Annotated in this window: 3 protein-coding genes; 2 read left to right on the top strand and 1 reads right to left on the bottom strand. The window is 54.2% G+C overall.

Translation table 11 applies throughout. The features are described 5' to 3' along the window. Positions 1 to 16: 16 nt before the first annotated feature. On the bottom strand, positions 17 to 292 hold the full coding sequence (rpsT, locus tag ACPLUI_RS14500; RefSeq protein WP_424660948.1) for a 30S ribosomal protein S20: 276 nt from the start codon (positions 290 to 292) through the stop codon (positions 17 to 19). A gap of 125 nt (positions 293 to 417) precedes the next feature. Here rpsT and ACPLUI_RS14505 point away from each other — a divergent pair, with 125 nt between their 5' ends. Continuing rightward, positions 418 to 759 (top strand): phage holin family protein, encoded by a 342-nt coding sequence (locus tag ACPLUI_RS14505; RefSeq protein ID WP_424660949.1) that lies wholly within the window; start codon positions 418 to 420, stop codon positions 757 to 759. Between the two features lie 95 nt (positions 760 to 854). Continuing rightward, on the top strand, positions 855 to 1,839 hold a 985-nt coding region (gene spoIIP, locus ACPLUI_RS14510), incomplete at its 3' end, for a stage II sporulation protein P (protein ID WP_424660950.1).

Here is a 1,839-nt window from a genome sequence, read left to right on the forward strand (position 1 = left end):
CCCGGGAGGCGAACGGTCAACTGGCCTGGGCCTGGCGGTTGAACCGTCTGCTCAGGCGGGATTTTTTACGGGCGGCAGTATTTTTATGTATAATGCCCTTCGTGACCGCCTTATCAATGGCCCTGAGCGCCTGACGCAGTAACTCCCGCGTTTCCTCCATGCTGGCGCCGGCTGTCAATGCACGCTCAAACTTCCTGATGGCCGTGCGCAGGGCTGACTTCAGCCGGGCATTGCGGAGGGTGCGCTTGCGGGTAACCTTGACCCTTTTCATGGCCGACCTGGTATTAGGCACCTTTCAGTCACCTCCCAACAGCCCTCATTTTACCACGGGTTTAAAAAATTTGCAAGTTAAACCGGTATAACCGGCAGATTTTTTGTCAAAGCTATTTTCGAGTTCAAAAGCAGGAGGTGATTACCATGACGGACTGGATACGGGTAATTATCAGGTTTATCGTTTCAGCGCTGGTGCTCATAGTGGTGAGCTGGCTTTCCCCGGGCTTTGTAGTGCGCGGGGGGTTCGTGGGAGCGCTGATTGCTGCGGTGGTTATTGCCGTGCTGGGTTATATTGTGGAGGCCCTGCTGGGCGAGCGGGTTTCTCCCCGGGGGCGGGGCATAGTAAGTTTTATCACCGCTGCAGTCGTAATCTACGTGGCCCAGTTTATCATTCCCAACCTGCTCAGTGTTAATTTGCTGGGAGCACTGATCGCTGCTTTCATTATTGGACTTATAGATGCTGTAGTACCTACAGTATTGCGTTAGCAACGGTATCACTTCAACCCGCAAGCGGGGTTGGCCTTCATAAAGATCTCCTTCCGGGCATAAAATGGTATGGACAATCCGGGAGGGGATTTTTTATGTACCACGCTCTTTACCGCTACCGCTACCGTCAACGCTGGTTATGGCAGAAACTGTACGTTCTCCTGGTTGTGACCGGGATTATTTTTTCACTCCTTACTCTTGTGGCTGGTGCTTGTATTTTGTTTTCGCGCTGGGGAGGGCGAATTTTTTTAACCAGGGATCCCCGGCTGTTCCTGAGAGCCGCCTTGCCCTGTTACATTGCCGGCAGTCGAGACGAAGAATTTAGATGCTCATTTTGGGGTTTATGGTCGAGTCTGGCTGGTTCTCTTGTCCTGCCCGGGCAAGAACCCCGGGCCTTGCTTCGTTCCCAGTTGCCCCTGCTGGCTTTTGTGCCGGTACAGCAGGCAAGGGAGGAGCACCGGCTGGAACCAGCTGCCAACGAACTTCCGGGTACGGTCCGGAAGGATTCAGGGAAGCACCTGGTGGCCATTTATCATACCCACACGGGAGAAACCTACATGCTTACAGATGGTGTGGCCAGGCTGGACGGAAAAGAAGGGGGTGTGGTCAAGGTGGGGGAGGTTATAAGCCAGGAACTAGAATCCAAATACGGCATCCCAACCCTGCACATTAGAAAGGTCCATGACCGCCAGTATAACCTGTCGTATATGGAATCTGAAAAAACGGTACGGGAAGTATTACGGGAAGAACCACAGCTCAAGGTGCTCCTGGACATACACCGGGATGCCGGAAAACCCCGACGGGACTGCGTGGTTAAGGTAAATGGTATGGAGGTGGCACCCATCCTCTTTGTTGTTGGCTCGGACGCCAGGGCGCCCTTCCCCACCTGGCGGCAGAATTATCAGTTTGCAAAGCAGCTGGCCGCAGCCCTGGACAAAAAGTACCCCGGTTTATGTCAGGGGGTTCGGGTGAAGGAGGGGCGTTACAATCAGTTTCTCCACCCCCGGGCGCTTCTGGTGGAGATTGGGAGCACCAATAACACCACCGGTGAGGCAATGGCTGCGGCCCGCTTATTTGCCG

Origin of the sequence: Desulfofundulus sp., from assembly GCF_049701015.1 — a bacterium.
GTDB lineage: Bacteria > Bacillota > Desulfotomaculia > Desulfotomaculales > Desulfovirgulaceae > Desulfofundulus.